The following is a 23,096-nucleotide window of genomic DNA, read 5'->3' as shown; positions in this document are numbered from 1 at the left end:
CTCAGCGGCTTCCTTTCTGGGGGGTGCCCGATGGGGCGCCGTCCTGCCCGGCCGCGCGGGCGATGCGCGACAGCGAGTTCAGCGCCAGCATCACCGCCCCCACGACAGCCAGGAAGACGCCGGTGTCGAAGCCCATGGCGGTGGCCCATTCGACGGGTTCGACGCCCCACAGGTGGACATAGCCGTAGGCCGAGGTCAGGAAGGGCATTCCCGCGAACCAGGCGCCCGCGCCGGTGATGCCGGCAGCCAGAACGCCCAGCCCGATCAGCGCGTGATAGGGGATGTTCTGCCGCGCCATGGCCCAGGCATACCCCGAGGCCATGTACTGCATGACCAGCGCCACCGAGACGACAAGGCCTGCGATGAAGCCGCCGCCCGGCGCGTTGTGGCCGCGCAGGAAGATGAAAAGGCCCACGACCAGCGACAGCGGCATCAGCACCCGCGTCACCACCACCAGCATCAGCGGGTGGCGGTCGCCCGCGCGGCGCATGTCGCCGACCCAGGCCCGCAGCCGGGCCGAGGCGCGCCCGCGCAGCAGGGCCTCGGTCATGGCGAAGATGGCCAGACCGGCGATGCCCAGGACGGTGATCTCGCCATAGGTGTCGAAGCCGCGGAAATCGACAAGGATCACGTTGACGACGTTGTCGCCCCCGCCCAGCTTGTAGCTGTTCTCGACCATGTAGCCGGCGATCGAGGGAAAGGCGAAGTCGCGCCGCAGGATGGCATAGGTGAGGATGCCGACGCCCAGTCCCGCCAGCGTCGCGACAAAGGCGTCCGCCCCGCGCTTGACGTTGCCGGTGTCCAGGGCCGTGCGCTTGGGCAGGAAGTTCAGCGCCAGAAGCATCAGGATGACCGTGACGACCTCGACCGTGATCTGGGTCAGCGCCAGGTCGGGGGCCGAGAAGTAGACGAATGTGCAGGACACGATCAGCCCGACGATGCCGACCAGCACCAGCGCCAGGATGCGGCGGCGGTGCAGGGCCACCATGGTGCCGGTCGCCACCAGCATCAGCACCCAGCCCATCAGCGCCACGGGCGTGACCGGCAGCATGGGCCGCAGGTCCGGTCGGGCCAGCCCCGTGTGCCAGGCGGCGACCCCGCAGATCACGCAGGTCAGCATCAGCAGCGACAGGGCGCGCGACATGGACCCGTTGGTGAAGCTTTCGGTGAAGCCGCGCGCGATGCGGGCGATGACGCGTTCCGTGGCGTCGAAGATGCGCTTGGCGTCGGGGCGGGGCAGGTGCCGGCGCAGCGCCTCGGCCGCGTGCCAGTGCCGCAGCAGCAGGATGCCGCCCAGGATGGCCAGCGCCGACATGGCCAGCGCCGGGGTCAGCCCGTGCCAAAGGGCGAAATGGGGGTGCTGCGGCGCCTGGGTGACGGCTGCGGCCGCGGCGGCGACCAGCCAGCCCAGCATCGCGTTCGGGAACAGCCCCGTGACCACGACCAGCCCCACCAGCAGCGCCGGACCGGCCCAAAGGCCCGGGCCGGGATCATGGGGCGCGTGCGGGTAATCGTCGCGCGCCGGCCCCAGGAAGACGTGGGCGACCAGCCGCAGCGAATAGGCGACCGAGACGAGCGCGGCCAGGGTGGCCAGCGCGCCGATGATCCAGCCCGCCCCCGTCTCTCCCTGGTGGGCGGCCTGCTCCAGCATCATCTCCTTGGACAGGAAGCCGTTGAAGGGCGGAATGCCCGCCATCGACAGCGCGGCGACGAGGATCAGGCCGAAGGTCAGGGGCATCAGCGACCTGAGGCCGCCCAACTGCCGGATGGACCGCGTGTGCGTTCCGTGATCGATGATGCCCGCGCCCATGAACAGCGCCGCCTTGAAGGTGGCATGGGCGATTATGTGGAACATGGCGGCGGTGGCGGCGGCTTCGGTGCCGAAGCCCAGCAGCATGGTGATCAGCCCCAGGTGGCTGACCGTGGAATAGGCCAGAAGGCCCTTCAGGTCGTCCTGGAACAGCGCGATCACGCCGCCGACCAGCATCGTGGCAAGGCCGGTCGTGGCGACGATCCAGAACCATTCGGGCGTGCCCGCCAGCACCGGCCACAGCCGCGCCATCAGGAAGATCCCGGCCTTCACCATGGTGGCCGAATGCAGGTAGGCGGACACCGGCGTCGGCGCGGCCATCGCGCGCGGCAGCCAGAAGTGGAAGGGGAACTGCGCCGACTTGGTGAAGGCCCCCAGCAGGATCAGAAGCAGCGCCGGCAGGTAAAGGGCCGAGCCCTGGATCGCCTCGCGCTGGGCGATGATCTCGGACAGGCGGTACGATCCCGCGACCTGCCCCAGCATCAGGCAGCCCGCGATCATGGCAAGGCCGCCTGTCGCGGTCACGGTCAGCGCCATGCGCGCGCCCTGGCGCCCTTCGGGCAGGTGCTTCCAGAAACCGATCAGCAGGAACGAGGACAAGGAGGTCAGTTCCCAGAAGACCAGCATCATCAGGATGTTGTCGGACAGCACGATGCCCGTCATCGCGCCCTGGAACAGCATCAGGTAGGTGAGGAACGGCCCCGCCGGGTCGCGTTCGGACAGGTAGAAGCGCGCGTAAAGGGTGATCAGCAGCCCGATCCCCAGGATCAGGATGCCGAACAGAAGGCCAAGCCCGTCCAGCATGAAATCCGCGTTCAGCCCGATCTGCGGCATCCAGGACAGGCGGGCGGTGGCGACCTCGCCTGCCAGAACAGCGGGGATGTGCAGAAGCAGGCCCAGGGCCGCGAAGGCGGTGACGGCCCCGCAGGCGATGGCGGCGGCGCTGCGGCCCGAACGGACCATGAGGCCCGGCAGCAGGGCGCCCAGGAACGGCAGGATGGCGATCAGGGCTGGGGACATGGGCTCCTCAGATTTGGAGGGGTGTCCCAAGCGCGCCGCCGCGTGTCAAGCACATGACGAAACCGGCTAGGCGATGTTCGCGCTTCGTGCTAGCCCTTGGGAAAACAAGGCCGAAGGGGCGGGCATGAAGGTTCTGGGCATCGACCCCGGCCTGGTGAACATGGGCTGGGGGATCATCGTCGCCGACGGCTCGCGCCTGCGGCACGTGGCGAACGGGATCATCCGGTCCGACAGCACCAGCCTTGCCGCGCGGCTCTGCGACCTGCACCGGGGGCTGGTGGCGGTGATCGCCCTGCATGCGCCCGACGCGGCGGCGGTGGAACAGACCTTTGTCAACAAGGATGCGGTCGGCACGCTGAAGCTGGGTCAGGCACGGGGGGTCGCGCTGCTGGCCCCCGCGCAGGCCGGGATCGCCGTCGGGGAATATGCGCCCAACGCGGTGAAGAAGGCCATCGTCGGCGTCGGCCACGCCCAGAAGCAGCAGGTGGAGCACATGGTCCGGTTTCAGTTGCCGGGGGTCGAGCTTGCCGGGCCTGACGCGGCCGACGCGCTGGCCATTGCCATCTGCCACGCGCGCCATCTGCAGAGCCGCAGCCTGCGGATCAAGGTCGTCGCATGATCGGTCGCATCGCCGGGCTGATCCTGCACCGCGCCGCCGACCACGTGCTGATCGACGTGCGCGGCGTGGGCTACATCGTCCATGTGAGCGAGCGCACCGCCGCGAGCCTGCCCCCGGTCGGGCAGGCGGCGGCGCTTTATACCGATCTGCTGGTGCGCGAGGACCTGCTGCAACTGTTCGGCTTTCCGACGCTGCTGGAAAAGGAATGGCACCGGCTGCTGACGAGCGTCCAGGGCATCGGAGCCAAGGCCTCGCTGGCGATCCTGGGCACGCTGGGCCCCGAGGGGCTGGGCCGCGCCATCGCGCTGGGCGACTGGGCGGCGGTGCGCCGCGCGCCCGGCGTGGGCCCGAAGCTCGCGCAACGGGTGGTGCTGGAACTGAAGGACAAGGCGCCGGGCATCATCGCCATGGGCGGCGCGCTGACGGTGGACGCGGGCGCAGTCGTGGATGCGGACGAACCGGGCATCGAGCCCGGCACGCCCGCCGCCGCCCCGAAGCCCGCGCCCGCGAAGGGGGCCAGTTCCGCGGCGGCCTCGGCGGACGCGCTGTCAGCGCTGACGAACCTGGGCTACGGCCCATCCGAGGCCGCGACCGCGGTGGCCGAGGCCTCTGCCCGGGAACCCGGCGCGGGCACCGCCGCGTTGATCCGGGCGGCGCTCAAGTCACTGGCGCCCAAGGAATAAAGGCTGGGGCGATGCACGGAAACATGCGCACCTTTCTCCTCATGGCGGCGATGACCGCGCTGCTGATGGGGATGGGCTGGCTGATCGGGGGGCAGGGCGGGGCAGTGCTCGCGCTGGTCTTCGCAGGGGTGGGCAACATCTGGGCCTGGTGGAACAGCGACAAGGCGGTGCTGCGCCAGCATGGCGCCATGCCGGTGACGGAAGCCGAGGCGCCCGAGCTGGTGCGGATGGTCCGCCAGTTGGCCGACCGCGCGGGGCTGCCGATGCCCAAGGTCTACGTGCTGGCGACCGAGCAGCCGAATGCCTTCGCGACCGGGCGCAATCCCGAGAACTCGGCCGTGGCGGTGACGCAGGGGCTGATGCGCATTCTCACGCGCGACGAACTCGCGGGCGTGATCGCGCATGAGCTGGCGCATATCAGGCACCGGGACACGCTGACCATGACCGTGACCGCGACCATGGCGGGGGCCATCGCCATGCTGGGCAACCTGATGCTGTTCACCGGGGACCGGGACCGGCCCGGGGGCGCGCTGGGCGGCATCCTCGCCATGATCCTCGCGCCGCTGGCCGCGATGCTGGTGCAGATGGCGGTCTCGCGGTCGCGGGAATATGTGGCGGACCGCTCGGGGGCGGAAATCTGCGGCAATCCGATGGCGCTGGCCTCGGCGCTGGCCAAGATCGCCAATGCGGCGGGGCGCACGGTCAACATCCCGGCGGAACGCAACCCGGCCTCGGCGTCCATGTTCATCATCAACCCTCTGGGGGCGCTGCGGATGGATCGGCTGTTCTCGACCCACCCGTCCACGCAGGAACGCATCGACCTGCTGGCGCGGATGCAGGTCGCGCCCGCCGCGCCGTCCTTCGCCCGCAGCTCCGTTCCCCCGGTGCGCCGCGGATGACGCCCGACCCCACCCTGCGCGGCGAACGGATGGAAGGCGAGGCCGAGGACCGCGCGCTTCGCCCCCAGAAGCTGGAAGAGTTCATCGGTCAGGCCGAGGCCCGCGCCAACCTGCGCGTCTTCATCGACAGCGCCCGGATGCGGGGGCAGGCGATGGACCACACGCTGTTCCACGGGCCTCCGGGGCTTGGGAAGACGACACTTGCGCAGATCATGGCGCGGGAACTGGGCGTGAACTTCAAGATGACCTCGGGGCCGGTGCTGGCGCGCGCGGGCGACCTCGCGGCGATCCTGACCAACCTGGAAGCGCGCGACGTGCTGTTCATCGACGAGATCCACCGGATGAACCCGGCGGTCGAGGAAGTCCTTTATCCGGCGATGGAGGATTTCGAGCTGGACCTCGTGATCGGCGAGGGGCCGGCCGCCCGCACCGTCAGGATCGAGCTTCAGCCCTTCACGCTGGTGGGCGCCACGACCCGGCTGGGTCTGCTGACGACGCCGCTGCGCGACCGCTTCGGCATCCCGACGCGGCTGCAGTTCTACACGGTCGATGAGCTTGACCTGATCGTCGCCCGCGGTGCGCGGCTGATGGGGATCAGGGCCGAGCCGGACGGCACGCTGGAAATCGCCCGCCGCGCGCGGGGCACCCCCCGCATCGCGGGCCGCCTGCTGCGCCGTGTGGTGGACTTCGCGCTGGTGGAAGGCGACGGGCGGCTGACGCGGGATCTTGCCGACATGGCGCTGACGCGGCTGGGGGTGGACGACCTCGGGCTCGACTCCGCCGACCGGCGTTACCTGACGCTGATGGCCGAGCATTACGGCGGCGGGCCGGTCGGGGTGGAAACCCTGTCCGCCGCCCTGTCCGAAAGCCGCGACGCCATCGAGGAGGTGATCGAGCCCTATCTGCTGCAACAGGGCTTGATCATGCGGACGCCGCGTGGCCGGATGCTGGGGCAACTCGGGTGGCGGCACCTGGGGCTGGACATGCCCAGGGCCGCGCAGGCAGGATTGTTCGATGAATGACGTTGAAGCGCGCCTGCGGGGCAGCTTTGCCCGGCAGACGATGATGCAGACCCTCGGGGCCGAACTCGAGGAGGCCGCCGAGGGCCGCACCCGCATCTCCGCCCCCATCGCGCCGCACGTGCTGCAGCAGCAGGGTTTCGCCCATGCCGCGCTGGCCTTCGCCATCGGCGATTCCGCGGCGGGTTATGCGGCGCTGTCGGTCCTGCCGGACGGGGCCGAGGTCGTCACCGTCGAGATGAAGATCAACCTGCTGTCGCCCGCCGTGGGCGACCGGATGGTGGCCGAGGGGCGGGTGATCCGCCCCGGCCGCCGCATCGTCGCGGTGGCGTCTGACGTGTTCGCGGAAGGGGACAAGGGCCGCAAGCACGTCGCCACCCTGCTGGGCACCATGGTCCCGGTGGAATCATGAGCGGCTGGCCCCTGATCCTGCGCTATGCCGTGACCGCGATCGTCTTCGCCCTGACGATCTGGGCCTTCAGCACCGGGCAGATGCTGCTGGCGGTGATCGGCGTCGCCGCCTGCGCCTTCGTGTTCCAGCGGTTCTTCCTGTCGGACATCTGACGCCCCGGGGGTCTCGCCCCTGACAGGAGGCGGCGACATGATTAGGTAGGGGACGTCCCGCCCCGCCACCCGCAGGAGTTCATGACCACGCATTTCCCCCAGGGCGCCCGCATCGGGGTGCTGACGACCGAGCCGGTGGGCCTGCTCGACTACCTCTCGCCCGAGGGGGGCGTGCTGCTGGGGCAACTGGTCGTGGTGCCGCTGGGGCCGCGCCGGGTGCTGGGCGTCGTCTGGGGCAAGGGGACGGGCGACTTCGATGCGGCGAAACTGCGGCCCGTGGCCCGGCTGGTGGACGCGGCCCCCTTCGGCGAGGGGATGCTGGAGTTCATCGGGCGCGCCGCCGATTATACCCTGACGCCCCTGCCGGTGATGCTGCGGATGACCCTGCGCGCGCCCGACCTGGACCAGCCGCCTGCCGCCCGCCGCGTCGTCCATCGCGTGGGGCCCGCGCCCGACCGAATGACCGAGGCGCGGGCCGCCGTCCTGTGGGTCATCGACGAACATGGCGGCGCGGGCTTCGCGCCCTCGGAACTCGCGCAACTGGCGGGCGTCGGCACGTCGGTCATCAAGGGGCTGGTCGGCACCGGCACGCTGGTCGAGACCGAGGCGCCGAAGGATGCGCCTTATCCCCGGCTCGATCCCTCGCTGCCGGGCAAGCCGCTCGCCCCCGATCAGGCGGTGGCGGCCGAGGCGCTGCGGACGGGCCTGCGCGGCGGCGGCTATGCGACGACGCTGCTGCGGGGCGTCACCGGCTCGGGCAAGACCGAGGTCTACCTGGAAGCCGTGGCCGAGACCCTGCGCATGGGCCGGCAGGCGCTGGTCCTTCTGCCCGAGATCGCGCTGTCGGCCGAGTTCATCGACCGCGTCGAGGCCCGCTTCGGCGCCCGCCCCGGCGAGTGGCACAGCGGCATCACCCGCACCGAACGCCGCCGCCTGTGGCACATGGCGGGCAGGGGAGAGGTCGGGCTGGTCGTGGGCGCCCGCTCGGCGCTGTTCCTGCCCTTCCGCGACCTGGGCCTGATCGTGGTCGATGAGGAACACGACAGTTCCTACAAGCAGGACGAGACGGTCCATTACAGCGCCCGCGACATGGCCGTGCTGCGCGCCAGCATCGAGGGCGCGCAGGTGGTGCTGGCCTCGGCCACGCCGTCAGTCGAGACCTGGGTGAACGCGGCCACGGGCAAGTACCGCCGCGTGGACCTGCGCGCCCGCTATGGCGAGGCGGAACTGCCCGACATGGCCGCCATCGACCTGCGGAAGGAGGAGATGCCCTCGGGGCGCTGGATCTCGCCCACCCTTGGCCGGGCGGTCGAGGAGCGGCTGGAGCGCGGCGAGCAGTCGCTGCTGTTCCTCAACCGCCGGGGCTATGCGCCGGTGACGACCTGCCGCGCCTGCGGGCATCAGATCGGCTGCGACGACTGCGACGCGCGGATGGTCGAGCATCGCTTTCAGCGGCGGCTGATCTGCCACCAGTGCGGCGCGTCGAAGCCGATCCCCGTCGCCTGCCCCGCCTGCGGCGTCGAGGGGAAGCTCGCCGCCATCGGCCCCGGGGTCGAACGGCTGGGCGAGGAGGTGGCCGAGCGCTTTCCGGGCAAGCGGGCGGTGGTGCTGTCCTCGGACCTTTACACCTCGGCGCGGGCGCTGAAGGAAACGATCGCCAACATCGCGGCCGGGGACGCCGACATCATCATCGGCACCCAGATCGTCGCCAAGGGGCACAACTTCCCGGCGCTGACCTTGGTGGGGGTGATCGACGCGGACCTCGGACTGCAGGGGGCGGACCTGCGGGCGGCGGAGCGGTCCTTCCAGCTGATGCGGCAGGTCGCGGGGCGGGCAGGGCGGCAGGCGGGCGACCGCCCCGGCGTGGCGCTGCTGCAGACGCACCAGCCCGAGCATCCGGTGATCCGCGCGATCCTGTCGGGCGACGACGAAGCCTTCTGGAACGCCGAGGCCGAATCCCGCCACGCCGCCCGGATGCCGCCCTTCTCGCGCCTGGCCGGCATCATCCTGTCCCATCCCGACCAGCCGGTGGTCGAGGCCTATGCGCAGGAACTCGCCCGCCGCGCCGGTCCCCTGGACGAGATCGGGGCCGAGCTGTTCGGTCCCGCCCCCGCCCCCATCGCCCGGGTCCGTGCGCGCTATCGCGTTCGGATGCTGGTCCGCGCGCCACGCCAGGCGCCCCTGCAATCGGCCATCGCCGCATGGCTGGCGAAAGCGCCCAAGGCGCCCACGAACCTGCGGCTTGCGGTGGACATCGACCCGCAGAGCTTCCTGTGAGGCTGGAAAGCGCGGTTCCCGGCCGGGCAACGCTGTGCAGGGTGGCGCTGCCGGATCGGGTATTTGGATCAGGAAGAAGATGCCTGCCGGGGTCTTCCTGATCCGGGGTGGGGGGCGGAAACCGCCTTACGCCCCGCTGTCGGTCAACACGGATTCGAGCACGGGAGCCAGTCTGGCCGCCCAGAGTTCCTGCCCGCCGGCGTCGCGGATCAGGTCGTTCCTGACCTCGATGAGAAGGTTCGGACGGCCATGCGCCAGCGCGTGGGTGTCGATGGAATCGCCGTCCAGATGACCGCTGTAGGGCTCATTGTCGCCGGTGATCCAGCCCCGTGCGCGGCAGGCCTGGACCATCGCGGGGCCGAGGCGCTCGTCCCGGTGGGAATACAGGATGCCGACCAGCCAGGGCCGGAGCGGGCGGCCCTTGAGCTGCGGGGTGAAGCTGTGGACCGCGCAGATCGCCCGTGCGGGATGGGCGGCGGCCAGGCGCGCCAGTTCCCGGTGATAAGGGCGGTAAAGCCGGTCGAGCCGCCGTTCCCGTTCCGCCCCATCCGCGCGGCGGTTCGCCGGGATCACCGTGCCGTCGTAAAGGCGCATCAGCAGCGTCGGATCGTCCTCGCCCCGGTTCGGGTCGATCACGAGGCGCGAGAAATCCGACCTGATCACCGGCGCATCCAGCCTGCGCGCCAGTGCAGACGCCAAGCCCGCCGCGCCCACGTCATAGGCGATGTGGCGCGCCATGTCGGGCGCCGCAATCCCGAGGTCGCCGCCATTGACCCATGGCGGCACGCGGTTGGTGGCATGGTCGCAGGTGACGAGCCAGCGCGAGGGGCGGTCTTCTCCCTCGATGGTGAAGGGCGGGGTGTCGATCTGATCGGTGTCATGCGCGTTCATGATCCTGCGGGATATAAGTCCCGCCGGGCGGTCACGCCAGTTGCCCGCGGGGCCCCCGGAAGGTAGACGATAGCGCAAACATGGCGGGCGGGCCGCCGCGAGGACGGGAAGGGACCGGCAGATGAGACGACACCGCAACGTGAAGATCGTGGCGACCCTGGGCCCGTCGTCCAGCGATCTGGCAACCATCCGCGCGCTGTTCGAGGCGGGCGCCGACGTCTTCCGCCTGAACATGAGCCATGGCGACCATGCCGAGCAGAAGGCCCGGTATGACGCCATCCGGGCGGTCGAGGCCGAGATGGGCCGCCCCATCGCGGTGCTGGCCGACCTGCAGGGACCCAAACTGCGGGTGGGCGTCTTCGCCAGCGGCGCGCACGATCTCGAGGAAGGCGACCGCTTCCGCTTCGATCTCGACCCCGCGCCGGGCGACGGACGGCGGGTGCAACTGCCGCATCCCGAGATCTTCGCGGCGCTGAAGGTCGGTTCGCGGTTGCTGGTGAACGACGGCAAGATCCGTCTGCGCGTCGAACACTGCGGACCCGATTTCGCCGACTGCGTGGTGACGGCGGGCGACACGATCTCGAACCGCAAGGGCGTCAATGTCCCCGACACGGTGCTGCCGCTGAAGGCCCTGTCCGACAAGGACCGCGCCGATCTGGAATTCGCCTGCGGGCTGGGGGTGGACTGGCTGGCCCTGTCCTTCGTCCAGCGTCCCGAGGACGTGACCGAGGCGCGCGGGCTGGCCCGCGGCCGCGCCGCCATCCTGTCCAAGATCGAGAAGCCCGCCGCCGTCGAATGCTTTGCCGAGATCCTCAAGGTCTCGGACGGGATCATGGTGGCCCGCGGCGACCTGGGGGTGGAACTGCCGGTCCATTCGGTGCCGCCGATCCAGAAGCGCCTGGTCCGCGCCTGCCGGCAGGCGGCCAAGCCCGTGATCGTGGCGACGCAGATGCTGGAATCGATGATCGAAAGCCCCATGCCCACGCGGGCCGAGGTCAGCGACGTCGCGACCGCCATCTACGAGGGCGCGGACGCCGTCATGCTGTCGGCCGAATCGGCGGCGGGCCGATATCCGGTCGAGGCGGTGACCACGATGGACAGCGTGGCCCGCTCGGTCGAGAGCGACCCGACCTACCGCATCATCATCGACGGCTCGCGCGGCACCGACAACCGCACCAGCGTGGCCGATTCCATGGCCGTCGCCGCGCGCGAGATCGCCGAAACGACCGACATCGCCGCCATCTGCGCCTATACCCAGTCCTCGACCACCGTGCGGCTGGTCGCGCGGGAACGCCCCAAGGTCCCGATCATCGCCATGAGCTCGGAACCCCATGTCCTGCGGCGCATGGCGCTGGTCTGGGGGGCCCATTGCGTGGGCACGCCGATCCTGGAGCGCTTCAAGCAGGCGGTGCTGAACGCCGTGAACGCGGCGCAGGAATTCGACTTCGCGGACCGCACGCGCAAGGTCATCGTGATTGCGGGGGTGCCCTTCAACACGGCCGGGTCCACCAACATTCTTCGCGTTGCATCCTGCGACGAGCTGTTGCTATCCAGCACCGACCCCGAATGACGGGGCGGTCCGCCTTCCCACACGAGTTCGAAGCAATGTCCGACGTACTTATCCTTCTGGGCACCGCGCTGATGGCGGTGTCGGTCATCCTGGCGATCGCCGCGCTGGCCCGGATCGAGCCGCCGCGGGGTGCGGCCATTGCCTTCGTTGTCGGCGTGGCGGCCCTGTTCCTTGGCGCCTGGATGGACCCGACGCCTTTCCGGGTGCAGGATCTGGGACTGGCGTGGCAGCGTCTTCTGGCGGGCCAGATCCGGCTGTAAGCGGCAACTTTCCCTTGCCATTCTGCCTGCGCGCCGTTATCAGGCGCGCTTCCAATCTCCGCGTGGCCGGCCCCATGGCATTGCCGAGTCGCGCGTTCACTCTGACAAGGAGACGAAAATGCCGAAGATGAAGACCAAGTCGGCCGCGAAGAAGCGGTTCTCGATGACGGCAAGCGGCCGCGTCAAGGCGGGCCCCGCGGGCAAGCGCCATGGCATGATCAAGCGCTCGACGAAGTTCATCCGGGACGTGACGGGGACCATGATCCTGTCCGACCAGGACGCGAAGATCGTCAAGAAATACATGCCCTACGACCGCTGAGAGGATCTGAACCATGTCCCGCGTTAAATCCGGCAAGGTCACCCACGCCCGCCACAAGAAGGTCCTTGACGCCGCCAAGGGCTATTACGGCAACCGTTCGCGCAACTTCCGCACCGCCACCCAGGCCGTGGACAAGGCGCAGCAGTACGCCACCCGCGACCGCAAGGTCCGCAAGCGGAACTTCCGCGCGCTGTGGATCGCGCGCATCAACGCCGCCGTCCGCGCGGTCGATGCCGAGATGACCTATTCGCGCTTCATCGCCGCGCTGTCGAAGGCGGGGATCGAGGTGGACCGCAAGGTCCTGGCCGATCTGGCCGTGCACGAGCCCGAGGCGTTCAACGCCATCGTGGCCCAGGCAAAGGCCGCCGCCGGCACCCCGGTCGCCGTCGCGGCCTGATCCTTCCCACAGGATGAATTGCAGGGAACCCGCGCCTCGGCGCGGGTTCTTGCGTTTCGGGCCTCGGCGCCGGATCTTTCGGTCCGTACTACGCCCTACCAGCTGCGGTCCTGCGCTCTGGCCCAATCGTCGGTGCCATGGACCTGCCGCACCAAGGAGAGGGGCAAGATGGCCGGGCATACCCCTGGCCTGTTCGTGGGCCTCGATGTGTCTCTCGCCGAGGCTCATGTCCGTGTTCTGAACGATGCCGGCGCACGGGTGTTCGACGCGTCCATGACTTCGGACCCGGACGCATTCGCCGATGTCCTGTCGCGCCAAGGACCGGGCTGCACCAGCGTCGCCATCGAGACAGGCGCAGCGACGCCGTGGCTCTCGCGAAAGCTTCGCAAGCGCGGCGTCCCCTGTGACCTGCGCCGGCGCCCGGAATGTTCCGCCGAGGCACGGGCAGTTCAGCCGGGTCGGTCTACAGCGCCACATGCGTGCGTTTCGGGGTGGCGCGCATGCCTGCCTTGTCGGCGATCTCCCGGTCCAGATCGTCGCCGAGATAAAGATGATCCCAGCGATACTGACCCGTTTGGAACAGTGCGGGCAGGTTCAGTATCTGCACGGCGCCCTGCGCGAAGGCGCAGATGCCTTCCTCGCGCAACTCTGACAACATGCGACTGACATGTACCGGGGTCATTCCGCTCACCTCGGCCAGGTCCGTCTGGGTCAGGGGCAGGTCGAACCCGTCGAAGGTGCAGAGTCCCCGCGCGTAGAGCCGCACCAGCATATCGCAGAAGAAACTGGCCACCCGGGCGCGGCCGCCCAGGCGGCCGAGGCGGAAGATCCAGTGCCAACCGCTCGCGGCGTCGATCATGGAGATGCGCCAAAGCTTCCGATCGACTGCGGGTGCCTCGGCTTCCAGCGATTGCAGGTGTTCCGGCGACAGGGCGCACAACTCGACCGGACCCAGAGCTTCGGCGTCCATGTCGCGGTGGCCCAGAAGGAAGCCGGGCAGATCGACAAAGTCGCCCGGCACCTGGATTGCCAGGAACTGCCGGCGTCCGAACCGGTCGACCCGATAGTTTCCCACGAAACCCCGCGAGATGAAGAGCAGTCGGTCTGCAACCTTTCCCGAGCGCAGGATCTGCTCGCGCGGCCGGAACGGCACAACCAGGTCCTGCTTGCCAGACAGAAGCTGCGCGTCTTGCGGGGTGAACAGGGTGGGCCAGGCCTGCGCGAGTGTCATCCCTGTCATGGTCAGCCTCTTGACCGGGCGATGTGCGACCGGTTTCCCCGTCCATGCGGCGTTTCCTGAAAATACCGCGTTCCCCGACTGGTTCCGGGCGGCGGCCCGCCACGCTCAGGCGAGGGCCGGTCCGGCATCGTCCTGCACAAGGCTGCGCATCGGAACCGAGAGGGAAATCCGCACGCCTTCCGGGCCGAACTCACGCGTGGCCTCGGCGTCGAGCTGGTAACGCAGCATCCCTTCCAGGACCATGCTTCCGAAACCCTCCCGGGCCGACGTTGCCGGCGCCCCGCGTTCGATCCAGTCGAGGTGGAGCAACTCGCCGTCCGCACCCTGTTCGACCCGCCAGGTCACCTGCAACTCTCCAACGTCTTCGGCGCCGAGGATGCCATGCTCGATCGAGTTGGTGACCAGTTCATAGAACAGCAGCCCCAGCACCTCGGCGCCAGCGGAGTTCATGGTCACAGGCGGGCCATTCAGCGACCAGGTGTCGCCCCCGCCGCCTGCGTGCTGATCGCTCAACTCGGTCTCGATCAGTCGGCACAGATCGAACGATACGTCCGGTCCGCGCATCGCGGCCAGCATGATCCGACCGATGACGTCAAGGCGGCCTTCGAGATGCCAGGCAAAGCTTTCGACGCTGGTCGCGCTTTCGGCCGAGCGGCGGATGATCGAGCGCAGCATGGCATAGCTGTTGCCAAGACGGCGGCTCAATTCCCCCAGGTGGGCTGCGGCATCGCTCTGCGTCTGCGTCTGCGGCTCGGGTCCGGCCATACTTCTTGCCCTCATCCCGCTCCATCACTTCTGCAGCGTGCGTAAGCATCGTCCGCCATGTGTCAGCGACAATCAATCATCGCTGGGCGGCCTTCATTATGATATTTTTTGCTGAAGACCCCGCTGCAATCCGCTGCCGGCGGTGCCATCGTCCTTCCGTGCTCACAAGCCTGTGATGAAGAGGAAAGTGCCATGACTGCCGCCCCACATCAGCCTGGTTCCCTGAGCGGCCGCTCTGTCCTGGTGGTCGAGGACGAGTTCTTTCAGGCCAAGGATCTGGCACAGGCACTGGCGAATGCCGGCGCCCGGTTGGTCGGTCCCTTTCCTTCGCTGAAGACCGCGCTGGAAGCGTTGGAAGAGGAACCCTCGGTCGACGTGGCGGTGCTGGACATCAATCTGCGCGGTCGCGCGGTCTACGAGGTGGCGGATCTGCTGGCCGAACGCGGAATCCCCTTCCTGTTCGCCACTGGCTATGATGTCGACCTGGTGCCTGCAAAGCACCAGGGGCGGCCGTTTCTTACCAAGCCCTTCCGCATCGAAAGCCTGCTGGCCGCGGTGGCAAGCCTGTGCAGCGCGCCGTCAGGAGAGGGCGGGCAGCAGCAGGCGCGACAGCTGTCCTAGATCGATCGGCTTTTCGGCAGGGAGCCTGCGCATAGGCGCGGGAAATGACCTCGGCGTCATGGCCGGTGACAAGGACGAAGGGGATGTCGCGGGCCATCAGTGCGTCCGCAACCCGCCGGACCGTTCTCCCTGCAGATTGATATCCGGGACCGCCAGCGACAACCGCGCGCTGCGGCCCAGCAGATGCAGCGCTGCATCCACGCGCGGCACCGGGCCGAGGACCGGGGTGCCTTCCCCTGCAAGCCGGTTCCGAAACTCTCCTGCCAGAAGATAATCGTCCTCGACCACAGGCACATGCCGGCCGCGCAGCCCGCCCATGCCTGCGGCATTGCCGGTCGGTGGGCCCCGATCAGCCATGCATCTGCGGTGTTGCCGGCAGGGCCTCGTTCATGCTGGTCGAAAGGGGAATCGTGATCGTGCAACGCACGCCCTTCGAGGCCAGATCGTAGTCGACCTCCGCGCCCAGCTGATAAGGCAGCGCCTGCTCGATCAGCTCGCGGCCGTAGCCCTGCGGTGCCATGGGGCTGGCCGGGTTCCCCGCGTCACCGGTTTCCGGCACAGCCACGTGGACGCCGCTTTCGCGCCATTCCACTCTCAGCCGGGGCGATCCGTCGGGGATCGTCAACAGCGACCAGCGGATGTCCAGCCGCCCGTCGGGTTGCGACAGTGCGCCGTGTTTCAGCGCGTTGGTGGCGAGTTCATGCAACCCAAGCGCCAGCGTCTGCACGGTCGAGGACTTCAGCCTTATCCCTTTGGGTCCGCTCAGGCTGATCTGCGGACCCTGGTCGCCGTCCAGGGCTCCGTGCGCATCGAGTTCGGAGCGGAGCAGTTCGTCGAAGTCGATGCGGTCGCCCTCCTTCAGGCGCGACAGCAATCCGTTGGCGCGGGCAAGCGCCCCCAGCCGTTCACCGATACGCTCGTTGAAATCGTTCAGCGAGGTGCTGCTGTGCACTGTCCGTTCCATGACGGAGCGGACCACGCCAAGCAGATTGCGGGTACGGTGCTGCAGTTCGGCCACCAGCACCTTCAGCTGCTTGGCCGAGGCGGCCTCGTCGGTGGCGTCATGGCCGACGCCCGCGATCCACAGCACCCGGCCGCCCGGGTCGCGGATGGGAAAGCCGGTGTCGCGCAGCAGGCGGACCTGCCCGATCCGGGGACAGGTGATGCGGTACTCGAAGGGATGCCGCTCTCCTTGACGGACGCGCTCCATGGCCTCGCAGGCGCGTTCCCGGTCCTCGGGCAGGATCCTGTCCAGCCAGTTGCGCAGGGTGTCGCCCTGCAGCACCTCGTCGCGCCCGATGCCGTAGATCCGCTCGAACGCCGGGCTGACATACTCGAAGTTGAGCGTTTCGGCGTTCCTGATCCACAGCACGTCCAGGGAGGCCTCGCCGAAGGCGGTCAGGCGGGCCTCGGTTTCGCGCAGCCGGGTCTCGGCCCGGGCCTGCTCGACCGCGGCCCAGACGCGCTCGGCTGTCTCGCGCAGCGTCGTCATCTCCTCCGCGGTCCAGTCGCGCGGCTCGGCAGCGGCGACGCAGAGCGCACTCACCAGCCGCCCTTCCTTGATGAGCGGCGCGCCCGCCCAGGCGATGATGTCCAGCGCGGCCGAGGCGGGCCGCCCGGTCGCGGGCACCAGGGGCGAGATGCCGGTGTCCGCGATCGCGTGGCACTCGCCGCGGCGCAGGATCTCGACCGACCAGGCGAAGTCCGCGATCTGGTGCTCGCCCGCCAGCGACGGCGCGCCATCCCGGACGTGATCGCGCCCGACCCTGGCAGTTCCGGCCTTCTCGTCCACCTCGACGTAATAGGCGCGGTCCACGTCCATGTGCTCGGCCAGGATCCGCGACGCCGTGCCCTGGATCGCAGCCGGATCGGTCAGCGGCCTCAGGGCGTCCGACAGCCTCAGCAGGAAGGCTTGCCGAGCCTCGCTGGCGCGCAGCGCGGCCTCTGTTGCCCGCTGGCCGGTCACGTCCTGGCCGATCTTCAGGAAGCCCGTCTGCCGGCCATCCGGCCCCGGCAGGGGCCGGGTCGTGCCGTTGATGAAGACGCGCATGCCATCCTTGCGCAGGTGCCAGCGCACATCGGCCGCCAGACCGTCGTCCAGGGCGGTCTGGCGCTCTTGCCAGGCACCCCCTTCTCGCGGTCCTCGGGCGTGAAGGTGATGTCCACCGGTCGGCCGGTTGCCTCGTCCTCGCTCCAGCCGAAGACCTGCTCGGCCCCGGCCGGCCAGGTCTCGATCCTGCCTGCCGTGTCGGTGGTGAAGATGGCATAGTCGCGCGCGGTTTCCACGATGGCGCGGAACCGCTCCTCGCTGCGGCGCAGCCGTTCCTCGGCCTCGCGCCGGGCGGTGACATCGACAAAGGTGATGACCACGCCCGCGATGAAGTTGTCGGTGCTGCGATAGGGCAGGATGCGGGCGATGTAGCGGGCCTGCGTCTCGGGATTGTCCACCTCGCGCTCGACAGGCGCCAGGGTGCGCAGCACGCGGCGCGCGTCTTCGGCCAGGCCGTCATGCGCGACGCGGGCCTTGATGTGTTCGATGGGACGACCCTCGTCGGATTCGACCAGGTGGAAGATATCGACGATGGCAGGGGTGAAGTTCGTCACCTTCAGTTCGCTGTCCAGGAACAGCGTGGCGATCTGGGTGGATTCGAGGAAGTTCTTGAGGTCGCTGTTCGCCCGCGCCAGTTCCTGCACCCGGTGGGCCAGCTCGCCGTTGACGGTGGTCAGCTCCTCGTTGACGGACTGAAGCTCCTCCTTCGAGGTTTCCAGCTCCTCGTTGGCGCTTTGCAGCTCCTCGTTCAGCGACTGGTATTCCTCGTTCGAGGACTTCAGCTCCTCGTTGGTGCTTTCCAGTTCCTCGATGGTGGCCTGCAGGCGGTCGCGGGTCAGGCGCAGTTCTTCCTCCAGCCGGCGCAGGTGCTCGTCGCCGGTCGGGGACTGTGTCCCCGAGCATGTCGTGATCGGGCAGGGCGTCTCAGTCCTTGAAGACGACAAGGAAGCCCGGCTGCCTGTCGGACACGGCCAGGCGCGGCTCGATGATCAGGTTCACCCGCAGGCGCTGGCCGTTGGTTCCAAGCTCCCGTCCCGGCAGCTCGACGCTATGCTCCTCGACCGCCGCGCGGCTGAGGGCATTCCGCAATTCCGCCCGCAGGGCCGGATGGACGAGCTGCAGCAGGTTCAGCGAGGCCGCCCCGCTGGCGGGCGCGAGAAAGCGCCCCATCGGCCCCGAGAAATGCAGCACGTTGTGGCCCTCGTCGATGACGACAAAGGCGGGGTTGTGCCGCTCCATCGCATGCTCGGCCCAGCGGGTCAGATCGCGCGCGGCGGTGGGCTGGATCATGGACGCGCCGTGACCCGCGCTGCGGGCGATCCGGGGCCGGTCCACCGAGGTGAAGGGGAAGTCGGGGAAGACGCGCGTTGCCGTATCCAGCCGCCGGAAGATGCGCGAGCGCGGCTCGACGGGCACGAACAGGTTCTGGTGGCGCGAGGCGTTCTCGGAATTACCCAAGAACAGGAAGCCGCCGGGGCGCAGGGCAAAGTGGAACAGCGGGATCACCTTCTCCTGCAGTTCCGCGTCCAGGTAGATCAGCAGGTTCCGGCAGGAAACGAGGTCGAGCCGCGAGAAGGGCGCGTCCTTGATCAGGCTGTGCTGGGAGAAGATGCACATCTCGCGCAGTTCCTTGACCACGCAATAGGTGTCGCCTTCCTTGACGAACCATCGTGCCAGCCGCTCGGGCGTCATCTGCCTGGCGATGCTGTCGGAATATCGGCCGGCCCGCCCCGCCGCCAGCGCCTGCCCGTCCAGGTCCGAAGCGAAGATCTGGATCGGGGGTGGCTCTTCCACCTTGGCGCGATGTTCGGCCAGCAGGATCGCCAGGGAATAGGCCTCCTCGCCGGTCGAGCAACCGACGACCCAGACCCGCAGCGGCTCGCGCCGGTGCTTGCCCTTGAACAGGTGCGGGATCACGTCCTGTTCGAGGATGGCCCATTCCTTTCCGTCGCGGAAGAATTCGGTCACGCCGATCAGAAGATCGTTGAACAGGTTCTGCGCCTCGTCGGCGGAGGTGCGGAGCAGTTCGATATAGGCGGGCAGCTCGTCGATCAGCAGCGCCTGCATCCGGCGCTGGACGCGGCGCAGGAAGGTGCCGCGCTTGTAGCCGTGGAAGTCGTGGCCGGTCTTCTGGCACAGCAGCCCGGCGATCGCGTTCAGCGCCTCGACCGTGCCGGCGGCCTGAATGTCCTCGCTGGCCGGTGCCTCGGTCCTGCTGAGGCCCCGCGCAGCCTGTTCGATCAGCGACACGAGGCGGTCCGGGACCTCGTCCACGGGAAGGACGGCATCGGCCAGTGCGGCCGCGGCGTCGCTGTGGGCAAGGTTCTCCGGCACGCATTCGGCCAGCACCAGCCCGCCCGCGGCCTTCAGCTCGCGCGCGCCCAGGGTGCCCTCGCCATCCGTGCCGTCCAGCGCGACGCCGATCGCCCGGTCGCCCTGATCGCGGGCCAGCGACACCAGGAAGCTGTCGATGACGCCCTGCGATGCCGGGGCCTAGTCGGTGGGCTGGGCCGCGAAGCGGCCACCTTCGACGGTCACGATCATGTCGGGCGGATTGACGTAAAGCCGGCCGGCCTCGACCGGCATCCCGTTGGCGATCAGGACGGGATCGTGCCCGCCCTCGGAGGCGGCCTGACGGAAACCGCCCTCGTCGAAGGCTTCCATGTGCTGCAGGACGAGGACAAGGGCGGCCTCGGGCTGGGGCGGCAGCCGCCGCAGCAGTTCCTGGAACGAGGCGGCTTTTGCTGCCGAGGCCGTGATCGCCGCGATGACCTGCGCAGGCTCGCCCCGGTCGGAAACCGTATCCTTGGACATCTCTACCCGGCCTTTCGCATCCGTCATCGCGAAACATGCCCCTTCCTGGCAGGACGGCCCTAGGTCTCCGGGCGGCGGGACGTGCAATCATCTGTCATCGGCAGGCGGTTCCTTCAAGCCTGATCCTGCCCCCCTTCGTCGCCCGACGGCTCGGGAGGGCGCATCGAATTCAGCACCGCGCGCCGGATCGTGTCGCCATAACGGCGGTATTCCCGGGCGCGTTCCTCATACATCTCGGCCACGGCGCGGCGACCGGCGATGCGGCCGTCCTCGGCCATGCGGGACACCAGCTCGGCCCGTTCCTCGATGATCCGCAGCGCCACGCGCAGCGCCTCGTCCACGGACCTTTCCTGCTCGTAGGCCAGGACCTCGGCGGTCTTGGCATGTCCGACCTGACAGCGGAAGCGCAGGGGGCCGGGCTCGCGCAGTTGCGACATGACGCCGCCGCAGTCCGGGCAGATGAGCGGCGCGGGATCGGCGATGCGGCCGAGAACCTCGCTGTCGACGCGCTCGCCCGCGGCGATGTCCACTTCCAGCCGGATCTCGGGCGGGATGGGCACGCGGGGCCCGGCAGCTTCGCGCGCCAGGTCGGCCAGCACGTCGCCGATGCGTTCGCCCGGCGCCACCAGGTCGGCGGACACGGCGCGAAGGCCCGCCAGCGGCATCTCGTCGGCAATGGCGTCCTGCGGGTCCTGAACCAGCGCCAGACCGCCGCAACGCTTGATCGCCGACAGTCCCGAGGCGCCGTCATTCAACAGCCCGCTGAGCAGCACGCCCACCACCCGCGGGCCATAGGCGATCGCGGCCGATCGGAACAGCGGATCGATGGCCGGGCGCGCCATGTTCTCGCGCGGGCCCCGGCCCAGGCGGATACGGCCATCGGCCAGCAGCAGGTGGCGATCCGGCACGCCCAGATAGACGTGGCCGGGCCGGATCTCCATTCCGTCCTCTGCGGGCTGCACCGGCAGATTGCTGGCGGCCTGAGGGACAGTGGCCAGGATGCCGATGCTGCGCGCCGGGATATGCAGGACCACGAAGACGGCGGCGGGCAGATCCCGGGGCAGGCCGCCCAGGATCGCCTTGAGGGGTGCGGTCGCACCCGACGAGCCGCCAATCACGATGATGTCGCGCTCGTCCATGCATCGCTCCATCTGTTCATTCCACTCAGAGGAAACTGCATCCGGTGATGGCGTGTTCCCTTGTCATGGGCCTGTCAGCGCAGGGAACGCCGCTTTGCCAGGGCGGCGTCCACCTCATGGGGGAAGGAACCATGCCGGATCTTGCGATGGAACGTGCCCATCTTGCCTTGGCCGAGCGCGACGTCATCGAAGGCGAGGACCGGGTCTTCCGGCAGGAGGAACTGATGGCGCTCATGCGGTCACAGGGTCAGAATACGGCCGAGGCTGAAGCCCTGCTGCGGGTGCTCCGGGAAACTCTGCTGGTATGGAAGGCGCACCGGGACCAGATTCTCCGCACGATCGCCAGCCTGGAGACCTGAGCCTGCGACCTGTGCGGGACGTGCATCACATCGCTCGTGCCATGGGGCCGGACGACGTTCATGTTCCGGCGACCGCGTTTGCCGGATCATCGGCGAGCGGCGGTGTCGGCGCTTTTCTCCGGCCATTCGCTGCCACCTGCGACTGCGTCCGGTCAGAGGCAGGGGACCCTGGCCATGTGCTGGATTTCCCCTGGCCCAGGGGACCGCTGTCAAGGAACGATCCCTGACAGCCCCGGGGGCGGCACGCAGGTCGGTCGCCGCCGTCAGCGCGTGATCCCCCGGAAGGGTTGATCGCGGCGGTGACGCAATCGTGCGCGAGCCTCTGGCCCCAAGGGGCCATCACGCCGGCGTGACGGCCGATGCGCGCCTGCAACTACGCTGCGGTTCGGGAATTGGAAAGGCATGGACAGCGTCAACCTCCTGCCGCCCCGTGTGCCCCTTGCCTCGCGCCCGCTTGGAATCGTCGGCTCGGCGCTGACGGCGCGGCGCAACGTGCTGGAACTGATTCCGGAAATCGCGCTGCGCCAGCCGATGGTCTCGGGGCGCCTGGGCATCCGCTGGCACATGGTCATGGACCCGGGCGCGCTGCGGCGCGTGCTGAAGGACCGGGTCGAGGATTACCCCAAGTCCACCGTCACCAAGCTGCTGCTGGAGCCCGCCATCGGCGACAGCCTGTTCATCGCCGAAGGCGCGCAGTGGCGCTGGCAGCGGCTGGCCGCCACCCCCGCCTTTGCCGCCCGCAACGTCGAGGCGCTGGCCCCGGTCATGACCGCCGCCGCCGAGGCCTCGGCCGCGCGCATCGCCGCCGCCGCCCAGCCCTTCGACGCCTATGCCGAGATGGTCGCCGCGACCTTCGACGTCATCAGCGACGTGACATTTTCCGGCGACGAGGGATTTGACCGCGATGCCGTCCACCACGCGATCAACGGCTATATCGCCTCGACCGCGCGGGTGTCGGTGCTGGACGTGCTGGGGGCGCCGCCCTGGGTGCCGCGCCCGGGCCGCATCTTCTCGGGGCAGGGGCTGCGGGAAACGAAGAAGCTCGCCGACCGGGCCATCGCGGAACGTGCGCGGCGCGGGCCCCGGGTGCCGCCGGACCTGCTGGACCTGCTGCGCTCGGGCGTGGACCCGGAAACGGGGCGGTCCATGAACGCCTCGGAACTGCGCGACAACCTGCTGACCTTCATCGTGGCGGGGCACGAGACGACGGCGCTGACGCTGTCCTGGGCGCTTTACCTTTGCGCCTTCGATCCCGCCGTGCAGGCTCGCGCCGCGGCCGAGGCGCAGGCGGCGGGCCCCCGCATCACCGCCGCCGAACTGCCGCGCCTGCCATACGTCCAGCAGGTCGTGCAGGAATCCCTGCGGCTTTACCCGCCGGCCGCCTTCATCTCGCGCACGGCCCGCCGCGCCGACAGCCTGGGCGGGCGGCGGATCGAACCCGGCGACACCGTCATGCTGCCGATCTATGCGCTGCACCGTCACCACCTGCTGTGGGAGAACCCCGACGCCTTCGACCCCGAGCGCTTCGCCCCCGGCGTGGAACGCGACCGCTTTTCCTTCCTGCCCTTCGGCGGCGGTCCCCGCATCTGCATCGGCGCCAGCTTTGCCCTGCAGGAGGCCGCGATCATCCTCGCCACGCTGCTGGCCCGCTTCGACTTCGCGCTGGTTCCCGGCCGGGTGCCGGTGCCCCGGATGATCCTGACGCTGCGGCCCGAAGGCGGCGTCTGGCTGCGGGCCACGCCGCGCTAGAAACCGCGCGGCCCCCGTGCTAGGTCCGGCC

23 protein-coding genes and 1 pseudogene are annotated in these 23,096 nt (G+C 69.2%); 14 read left to right on the top strand and 10 right to left on the bottom strand.

The genetic code is table 11. From position 1 onward, the window contains the following. Window position 1 precedes the first annotated feature (1 nt). Window positions 2-2,830, bottom strand: coding sequence for a monovalent cation/H+ antiporter subunit A (locus CK240_RS07595; RefSeq protein WP_095639723.1), 2,829 nt, complete (start codon window positions 2,828-2,830; stop codon window positions 2-4). 124 nt (window positions 2,831-2,954) lie between these two features. On the opposite strand from CK240_RS07595, the gene ruvC reads away from it, so the two are divergent. The 7 genes from ruvC to CK240_RS07565 all read left to right on the top strand — a co-directional run bounded on the left by ruvC (window position 2,955) and on the right by CK240_RS07565 (window position 8,891). Beyond that, window positions 2,955-3,449 carry a crossover junction endodeoxyribonuclease RuvC gene (ruvC, locus tag CK240_RS07590; protein ID WP_095639722.1) on the top strand — a complete coding sequence of 165 codons (495 nt, stop codon included), beginning with the start codon at window positions 2,955-2,957 and terminating at the stop codon, window positions 3,447-3,449. After that, window positions 3,446-4,132: a Holliday junction branch migration protein RuvA gene (ruvA, locus tag CK240_RS07585; protein WP_095639721.1), complete on the top strand. Its 687-nt coding sequence runs from the start codon at window positions 3,446-3,448 to the stop codon at window positions 4,130-4,132. Before ruvC ends, ruvA begins: the two co-directional genes overlap by 4 nt. An 11-nt stretch (window positions 4,133-4,143) precedes the next feature. Then, on the top strand, window positions 4,144-5,031 hold the full coding sequence (gene htpX, locus CK240_RS07580) for a zinc metalloprotease HtpX (RefSeq protein WP_095639720.1): 888 nt from the start codon (window positions 4,144-4,146) through the stop codon (window positions 5,029-5,031). Further along, on the top strand, window positions 5,028-6,053 hold the full coding sequence (gene ruvB / locus CK240_RS07575) for a Holliday junction branch migration DNA helicase RuvB (protein WP_095639719.1): 1,026 nt from the start codon (window positions 5,028-5,030) through the stop codon (window positions 6,051-6,053). Before htpX ends, ruvB begins: the two co-directional genes overlap by 4 nt. Next, window positions 6,046-6,462, top strand: coding sequence for a PaaI family thioesterase (locus CK240_RS07570; RefSeq protein ID WP_095639718.1), 417 nt, complete (start codon window positions 6,046-6,048; stop codon window positions 6,460-6,462). The genes ruvB and CK240_RS07570 overlap by 8 nt, the downstream gene beginning before the upstream one ends. Then, window positions 6,459-6,614, top strand: coding sequence for a hypothetical protein (locus CK240_RS18640; RefSeq protein WP_167649990.1), 156 nt, complete (start codon window positions 6,459-6,461; stop codon window positions 6,612-6,614). Before CK240_RS07570 ends, CK240_RS18640 begins: the two co-directional genes overlap by 4 nt. An 81-nt stretch (window positions 6,615-6,695) precedes the next feature. Then, window positions 6,696-8,891, top strand: coding sequence for a primosomal protein N' (locus tag CK240_RS07565; RefSeq protein ID WP_095639717.1), 2,196 nt, complete (start codon window positions 6,696-6,698; stop codon window positions 8,889-8,891). Window positions 8,892-9,017: 126 nt separating this feature from the next. Here the strand turns inward: CK240_RS07565 and CK240_RS07560 are convergent, their stop codons facing one another. Then, window positions 9,018-9,782 (bottom strand): N-formylglutamate amidohydrolase, encoded by a 765-nt coding sequence (locus CK240_RS07560; protein ID WP_167649989.1) that lies wholly within the window; start codon window positions 9,780-9,782, stop codon window positions 9,018-9,020. A gap of 121 nt (window positions 9,783-9,903) precedes the next feature. Here CK240_RS07560 and pyk point away from each other — a divergent pair, with 121 nt between their 5' ends. The 4 genes from pyk (at window position 9,904) to rplT (ending at window position 12,328) form a co-directional block, all read left to right on the top strand. Continuing rightward, window positions 9,904-11,352 carry a pyruvate kinase gene (gene pyk / locus CK240_RS07555; RefSeq protein ID WP_095639716.1) on the top strand — a complete coding sequence of 483 codons (1,449 nt, stop codon included), beginning with the start codon at window positions 9,904-9,906 and terminating at the stop codon, window positions 11,350-11,352. 35 nt (window positions 11,353-11,387) lie between these two features. Beyond that, entirely contained in the window at window positions 11,388-11,612 is a 225-nt protein-coding gene (locus CK240_RS07550; RefSeq protein ID WP_095639715.1) for a hypothetical protein, read from the top strand. Between the two features lie 118 nt (window positions 11,613-11,730). Next, window positions 11,731-11,931 carry a 50S ribosomal protein L35 gene (gene rpmI, locus CK240_RS07545; RefSeq protein ID WP_095639714.1) on the top strand — a complete coding sequence of 67 codons (201 nt, stop codon included), beginning with the start codon at window positions 11,731-11,733 and terminating at the stop codon, window positions 11,929-11,931. A gap of 13 nt (window positions 11,932-11,944) precedes the next feature. Continuing rightward, window positions 11,945-12,328, top strand: a complete 384-nt coding sequence (rplT, locus tag CK240_RS07540; protein ID WP_095639713.1) for a 50S ribosomal protein L20 — start codon at window positions 11,945-11,947, stop codon at window positions 12,326-12,328. 463 nt (window positions 12,329-12,791) lie between these two features. Here the strand turns inward: rplT and CK240_RS07535 are convergent, their stop codons facing one another. Both CK240_RS07535 and CK240_RS07530 read right to left on the bottom strand, forming a co-directional pair. Continuing rightward, window positions 12,792-13,559 (bottom strand): Crp/Fnr family transcriptional regulator, encoded by a 768-nt coding sequence (locus CK240_RS07535; RefSeq protein WP_167649988.1) that lies wholly within the window; start codon window positions 13,557-13,559, stop codon window positions 12,792-12,794. 114 nt (window positions 13,560-13,673) lie between these two features. Next, a complete protein-coding gene (locus CK240_RS07530) occupies window positions 13,674-14,333 on the bottom strand; it encodes a sensor histidine kinase (protein WP_167649987.1) in 660 nt (219 codons plus the stop codon). A 192-nt stretch (window positions 14,334-14,525) separates the two neighbouring features. Here CK240_RS07530 and CK240_RS07525 point away from each other — a divergent pair, with 192 nt between their 5' ends. Beyond that, a complete protein-coding gene (locus tag CK240_RS07525) occupies window positions 14,526-14,954 on the top strand; it encodes a response regulator (protein WP_095639710.1) in 429 nt (142 codons plus the stop codon). Between the two features lie 96 nt (window positions 14,955-15,050). On the opposite strand, the gene CK240_RS07520 is transcribed toward CK240_RS07525, so the two are convergent. The 6 genes and pseudogenes from CK240_RS07520 to CK240_RS07505 all read right to left on the bottom strand — a co-directional run bounded on the left by CK240_RS07520 (window position 15,051) and on the right by CK240_RS07505 (window position 20,957). After that, window positions 15,051-15,311, bottom strand: coding sequence for a response regulator (locus CK240_RS07520; RefSeq protein ID WP_167649986.1), 261 nt, complete (start codon window positions 15,309-15,311; stop codon window positions 15,051-15,053). Next, window positions 15,304-17,004, bottom strand: coding sequence for a sensor histidine kinase (locus tag CK240_RS07515; RefSeq protein WP_095639708.1), 1,701 nt, complete (start codon window positions 17,002-17,004; stop codon window positions 15,304-15,306). Before CK240_RS07515 ends, CK240_RS07520 begins: the two co-directional genes overlap by 8 nt. Next, entirely contained in the window at window positions 16,935-17,948 is a 1,014-nt protein-coding gene (locus tag CK240_RS18935) for a PAS domain-containing protein (RefSeq protein WP_205957778.1), read from the bottom strand. Before CK240_RS18935 ends, CK240_RS07515 begins: the two co-directional genes overlap by 70 nt. Next, a complete protein-coding gene (locus tag CK240_RS18930; protein WP_276304170.1) occupies window positions 17,929-18,972 on the bottom strand; it encodes a CheR family methyltransferase in 1,044 nt (347 codons plus the stop codon). Before CK240_RS18930 ends, CK240_RS18935 begins: the two co-directional genes overlap by 20 nt. Window positions 18,973-19,026: 54 nt before the next feature. Further along, window positions 19,027-19,818: pseudogene (locus tag CK240_RS19180) on the bottom strand (chemotaxis protein CheB); the annotation flags it as partial. A 113-nt stretch (window positions 19,819-19,931) separates the two neighbouring features. Continuing rightward, a complete protein-coding gene (locus CK240_RS07505) occupies window positions 19,932-20,957 on the bottom strand; it encodes a chemotaxis protein CheB (RefSeq protein WP_095639707.1) in 1,026 nt (341 codons plus the stop codon). A 65-nt stretch (window positions 20,958-21,022) separates the two neighbouring features. On the opposite strand from CK240_RS07505, the gene CK240_RS07500 reads away from it, so the two are divergent. Together CK240_RS07500 and CK240_RS07495 are read left to right on the top strand one after the other, a co-directional pair. Continuing rightward, a complete protein-coding gene (locus CK240_RS07500; protein WP_135058807.1) occupies window positions 21,023-21,316 on the top strand; it encodes a hypothetical protein in 294 nt (97 codons plus the stop codon). A gap of 402 nt (window positions 21,317-21,718) precedes the next feature. Next, complete coding sequence (locus CK240_RS07495; RefSeq protein ID WP_095639705.1) at window positions 21,719-23,065, top strand: cytochrome P450; 1,347 nt, start codon at window positions 21,719-21,721, stop codon at window positions 23,063-23,065. Window positions 23,066-23,096: the final 31 nt, after the last annotated feature.

Source organism: Paracoccus salipaludis (genome assembly GCF_002287065.1).
In the GTDB taxonomy this organism is placed as follows: domain Bacteria; phylum Pseudomonadota; class Alphaproteobacteria; order Rhodobacterales; family Rhodobacteraceae; genus Paracoccus; species Paracoccus salipaludis.
The sequence above is the reverse complement of the archived record's forward strand: the minus strand, read 5'-3'. Positions and strand labels throughout refer to the sequence as shown.

Excerpts from the sequence above, each read along its gene's own strand:
- CK240_RS07595 (WP_095639723.1), bottom strand. The coding sequence starts at position 2,830 with ATGTCCCCAGCCCTGATCGCCATCCTGCCGTTCCTGGGCGCCCTGCTG.
- ruvC (WP_095639722.1), top strand. The coding sequence starts at position 2,955 with ATGAAGGTTCTGGGCATCGACCCCGGCCTGGTGAACATGGGCTGGGGG.
- ruvA (WP_095639721.1), top strand. The coding sequence starts at position 3,446 with ATGATCGGTCGCATCGCCGGGCTGATCCTGCACCGCGCCGCCGACCAC.
- htpX (WP_095639720.1), top strand. The coding sequence starts at position 4,144 with ATGCACGGAAACATGCGCACCTTTCTCCTCATGGCGGCGATGACCGCG.
- ruvB (WP_095639719.1), top strand. The coding sequence starts at position 5,028 with ATGACGCCCGACCCCACCCTGCGCGGCGAACGGATGGAAGGCGAGGCC.
- CK240_RS07570 (WP_095639718.1), top strand. The coding sequence starts at position 6,046 with ATGAATGACGTTGAAGCGCGCCTGCGGGGCAGCTTTGCCCGGCAGACG.
- CK240_RS18640 (WP_167649990.1), top strand. The coding sequence starts at position 6,459 with ATGAGCGGCTGGCCCCTGATCCTGCGCTATGCCGTGACCGCGATCGTC.
- CK240_RS07565 (WP_095639717.1), top strand. The coding sequence starts at position 6,696 with ATGACCACGCATTTCCCCCAGGGCGCCCGCATCGGGGTGCTGACGACC.
- CK240_RS07560 (WP_167649989.1), bottom strand. The coding sequence starts at position 9,782 with ATGAACGCGCATGACACCGATCAGATCGACACCCCGCCCTTCACCATC.
- pyk (WP_095639716.1), top strand. The coding sequence starts at position 9,904 with ATGAGACGACACCGCAACGTGAAGATCGTGGCGACCCTGGGCCCGTCG.
- CK240_RS07550 (WP_095639715.1), top strand. The coding sequence starts at position 11,388 with ATGTCCGACGTACTTATCCTTCTGGGCACCGCGCTGATGGCGGTGTCG.
- rpmI (WP_095639714.1), top strand. The coding sequence starts at position 11,731 with ATGCCGAAGATGAAGACCAAGTCGGCCGCGAAGAAGCGGTTCTCGATG.
- rplT (WP_095639713.1), top strand. The coding sequence starts at position 11,945 with ATGTCCCGCGTTAAATCCGGCAAGGTCACCCACGCCCGCCACAAGAAG.
- CK240_RS07535 (WP_167649988.1), bottom strand. The coding sequence starts at position 13,559 with ATGACACTCGCGCAGGCCTGGCCCACCCTGTTCACCCCGCAAGACGCG.
- CK240_RS07530 (WP_167649987.1), bottom strand. The coding sequence starts at position 14,333 with ATGGCCGGACCCGAGCCGCAGACGCAGACGCAGAGCGATGCCGCAGCC.
- CK240_RS07525 (WP_095639710.1), top strand. The coding sequence starts at position 14,526 with ATGACTGCCGCCCCACATCAGCCTGGTTCCCTGAGCGGCCGCTCTGTC.
- CK240_RS07520 (WP_167649986.1), bottom strand. The coding sequence starts at position 15,311 with ATGGCTGATCGGGGCCCACCGACCGGCAATGCCGCAGGCATGGGCGGG.
- CK240_RS07515 (WP_095639708.1), bottom strand. The coding sequence starts at position 17,004 with ATGCGCGTCTTCATCAACGGCACGACCCGGCCCCTGCCGGGGCCGGAT.
- CK240_RS07505 (WP_095639707.1), bottom strand. The coding sequence starts at position 20,957 with ATGGACGAGCGCGACATCATCGTGATTGGCGGCTCGTCGGGTGCGACC.
- CK240_RS07500 (WP_135058807.1), top strand. The coding sequence starts at position 21,023 with ATGGGCCTGTCAGCGCAGGGAACGCCGCTTTGCCAGGGCGGCGTCCAC.
- CK240_RS07495 (WP_095639705.1), top strand. The coding sequence starts at position 21,719 with ATGGACAGCGTCAACCTCCTGCCGCCCCGTGTGCCCCTTGCCTCGCGC.